The sequence below is a fragment of the Kitasatospora sp. NPDC059462 genome (assembly GCF_042749955.1).
Classification (GTDB): Bacteria; Actinomycetota; Actinomycetes; order Streptomycetales; family Streptomycetaceae; genus Kitasatospora.
Genome location: NZ_JBHYUU010000345.1, coordinates 1 through 3,697, shown reverse-complemented (window position 1 = coordinate 3,697; position 3,697 = coordinate 1). Strand labels below are relative to the sequence as shown.

The following is a 3,697-nucleotide window of genomic DNA, read 5'->3' as shown; positions in this document are numbered from 1 at the left end:
CGGGCTGTCGCCTGACGGCGACAGCCCGGATCACACCAAGATCTTCATCAGCCTTCTAGGGCTCGTCTTCACACCCCCGCCTGCCGGGCGACGCCCGGGCACGCACGCCCCCGGCCTCCGGCCGGGAGGTACCCCCGCGCCGCGTTGTCGTCGGTCGCCGATGGCCCCCAGCCCGGCGGCCGGGAGGTGCCCCACCGCATGGACTCCCTCCTCCGCCTTGCGATGCACGCACCCGGACGCCGCCCGGCCCGCCCTCCGGGCGGACGACGGGGGTGTGAAGACGACCCCTGGGGCATGCCCTGCGGGTCGGGCCGGCCCCGGCCCGGCCCGCAAGGCGCCCGCCGGGGTCCGGCCCGCGCCCGCGCGGCCGCGTCCGGTCAGGGCACCGGGCGCAGGGTCGGCTGGGCGGGGACGAGGGCGCGCAGCACCAGGTCGACGTGGACGTGGGCGGCGCCCGCGCGCAGCAGGGCGGCGGAGACGGCGCGTAACTCCTCCGGGCCGGTGCAGGCGAGCCGCAGTTCGAGGTCGGCGTCGCCGGCCAGCGCCAGGCCGCTCTGCACCGCCGGGAGCTCGGCGGCCAGCCGGTCGAAGTCGAGCGGGACCGGGCCGTAGCTCACCCGGGCGAGGGCGTGGAGCGGGCGGGCCGGCTCGGGCTGCGGCGCGCCGGGGACGAGGTGGAGCGCGCTCACCGGCGCTGGAGCCGGGCGCCGGGGCGGGGAGCGGTGCGCCCGGCGGCCGGGCGGGCGCCGGGGCCGGCGGCGCCCACCGGCGGGGCGACCAGCCGGGGGGCCAGGACCAGTTCCTCGACGCCGAGCGGCGCGGTGAGTGCGCGCAGCGCCGGTTCGCCGAGCTCGACGGCGGCCTGCTCCGGGCCGAGCAGCTCGGCGAGCGCGCCCGCCGAGCTGAAGGCGACCGCGCAGCGGCGGCCGTCGCGCAGGCGGAAGAGGCGGAGGGAGGTGGTCCGTCCGGTGACGGTGACCGGAACGTGCCAGACGACGACGCGGGCCATGCGGGTGCTCCCGAGTGGTGGAGAGGGACCTGCCGGAACTGCTCGTACTGCTCGGTACTGCGCTGACTGCTCGGTGCTGCTCGGAACCTCTGCCCATGACGCTAGGGCGGTCACGGGCGCACGGTGAACAGTCCTGACGCAGCGTTGACCGAATGCCGCACCGCGTTGACGGAGTCCTGACGGTCGGGTGCACCGCTCACCGGACGGCGCTCTCCGGGCCGCTCCGCTTGCCCCGCGGCGGCCCCGGGACGACGGTGGAGCTGATCCGATTCCGGGGGGAGGTGGAGCGAAGGGGCGGTCACGAGATATCTTGACGTCAAGACGTTGGAGACGTGAAGCGGAGTACCGATGACTGACTCGACCATCATCTATACGCACACCGACGAGGCGCCGGCCCTGGCAACGTACTCGTTCCTGCCGGTGGTCCAGGCGTACGCCTCGACGGCGGGCGTGAAGGTGGAGACTCGCGACATCTCCCTCGCCGGGCGGATCATCGCGAGCTTCCCGGAGCGTCTCACCGAGGACCAGCGGATCGGCGACGCCCTCGCCGAGCTGGGCGCGCTCGCCAAGACCCCGGGTGCCAACATCATCAAGCTGCCGAACATCTCGGCTTCGATCCCGCAGCTGAAGGCCGCCATCGCCGAGCTGCAGGCGCAGGGCTACGCGCTGCCGGACTACCCGGACGACCCGCAGACCGACGAGGACAAGGACGTCCGCGCCCGGTACGACAAGGTCAAGGGCAGCGCCGTCAACCCGGTCCTGCGCGAGGGCAACTCGGACCGCCGCGCGCCCGCGTCGGTCAAGAACTACGCCAAGACCCACCCGCACCGCATGGGTGCCTGGTCGGCCGACTCCAAGACCAATGTCGCCACCATGGGCGAGAACGACTTCCGCTCCACCGAGAAGTCGGCCGTCATCGCCGAGGACGGCGCGCTGCGCATCGAGCTGGTCGCCGAGGACGGCGCCACCACCGTGCTGCGCGAGTCGGTCCCGGTGCTGGCCGGCGAGGTCGTGGACGCCTCGGTCATGCGCGCCGCCGCGCTGAACGAGTTCCTGGCCGCGCAGGTCGCCAGGGCCAAGGCCGAGGGCGTGCTGTTCTCGGTCCACCTCAAGGCCACCATGATGAAGGTCTCCGACCCGATCATCTTCGGCCACGTGGTCCGCGCCTTCTTCCCGCAGACCTTCGCCAAGTACGGCGAGGTGCTCGTGGCGGCGGGCCTGAACCCGAACAACGGCCTCGGCGGCATCCTGGCCGGGCTGGAGAAGGTCCCGCACCTGGGCGAGGAGATCAAGGCCTCGTTCGAGGCCGAGCTGGCCGAGGGCCCGGCCCTGGCCATGGTCGACTCCGACAAGGGCATCACCAACCTGCACGTGCCGAGCGACGTCATCGTCGACGCCTCGATGCCGGCCATGATCCGCACCTCCGGCCACATGTGGGGCCCGGACGGTCAGGAGGCCGACACCCTCGCCGTGCTGCCGGACAGCAGCTACGCGGGCGTCTACCAGGCCGTCCTCGACGACTGCCGCGCCCACGGCGCCCTGGACCCGGCCACCATCGGCTCGGTCCCGAACGTCGGCCTGATGGCCCAGGCCGCCGAGGAGTACGGCAGCCACGACAAGACCTTCGAGATCGCCGCCGCCGGCACCGTGCGCCTGGTCGACGCCGCCACCGGCGCGGTCGTCCTGGAGCAGGCCGTCCAGCCGGGCGACATCTTCCGCTCCTGCCAGACCAAGGACCTGCCGATCCGCGACTGGGTGAAGCTGGCCGTCACCCGCGCCCGGGTCACCGGCAGCCCGGCCGTCTTCTGGCTGGACGAGAGCCGCGCCCACGACGCCGTGCTGATCGAGAAGGTCAAGACCTACCTGGCGGAGCACGACACCGCCGGTCTGCAGATCGAGATCAAGTCCCCGGTCGACGCCACCACGTTCTCGCTGGAGCGCATCCGCCGCGGCGAGGACACCATCTCGGTCACCGGCAACGTGCTGCGCGACTACCTGACCGACCTGTTCCCGATCCTGGAGCTGGGCACCAGCGCCAAGATGCTGTCGGTCGTCCCGCTGATCAACGGCGGCGGCCTGTTCGAGACCGGCGCCGGCGGCTCCGCCCCGAAGCACGTCCAGCAGCTGGTCAAGGAGAACTACCTGCGCTGGGACAGCCTGGGCGAGTTCTTCGCGCTGGCCGCGAGCTTCGAGCACCTGGCCCGCACCACCGGCAACGCCCGCGCCCAGGTGCTGGCCGACACGCTGGACCGCGCCACCGGCACCTTCCTCAACGAGGACAAGTCGCCGAGCCGTCGCCTCGGCGGCATCGACAACCGCGGCAGCCACTTCTACCTGGCCACCTACTGGGCCCAGGAGCTGGCGAAGCAGACCGAGGACGCCGCGCTCGCGCAGGCCTTCGAGGGTCTGGCCAAGGCGCTCACCGAGCAGGAGCAGACCATCGTCGAGGAGCTCATCGCGGTGCAGGGCTCCGCGGTCGACCTGGGCGGCTACTACCAGCCGGACCCGGCCAAGGCCGCGGCCGTGATGCGCCCGTCGAAGACCCTCAACGAGGCGCTCGCCAACCTCGGCTGACCCGGGCGGTCACCGCGTCACCGCTGAACCCGGGCCCCGGGGGTGCGGGGCGGGGGGGAGCCCCGGGCCCCCCGCCCACCCGCCCCCCCGGGGGGCGCGGGTGCCCCCCGCCCC

3 protein-coding genes are annotated in these 3,697 nt (G+C 73.4%); 1 reads left to right on the top strand and 2 read right to left on the bottom strand.

Annotated features, from left to right (window positions below; all coding sequences use genetic code 11):
• Window positions 1-377: 377 nt before the first annotated feature.
• Window positions 378-689 (bottom strand): hypothetical protein, encoded by a 312-nt coding sequence (locus ACFXAM_RS38190; RefSeq protein ID WP_380298487.1) that lies wholly within the window; start codon window positions 687-689, stop codon window positions 378-380.
• On the bottom strand, window positions 686-1,009 hold the full coding sequence (locus ACFXAM_RS38185; protein ID WP_380298485.1) for an SAV_915 family protein: 324 nt from the start codon (window positions 1,007-1,009) through the stop codon (window positions 686-688). Before ACFXAM_RS38185 ends, ACFXAM_RS38190 begins: the two co-directional genes overlap by 4 nt.
• 348 nt (window positions 1,010-1,357) lie before the next feature.
• Between ACFXAM_RS38185 and ACFXAM_RS38180 the strand changes: the two genes are divergently transcribed.
• Window positions 1,358-3,583, top strand: a complete 2,226-nt coding sequence (locus ACFXAM_RS38180; RefSeq protein WP_380298484.1) for an NADP-dependent isocitrate dehydrogenase — start codon at window positions 1,358-1,360, stop codon at window positions 3,581-3,583.
• Window positions 3,584-3,697 lie beyond the last annotated feature (114 nt).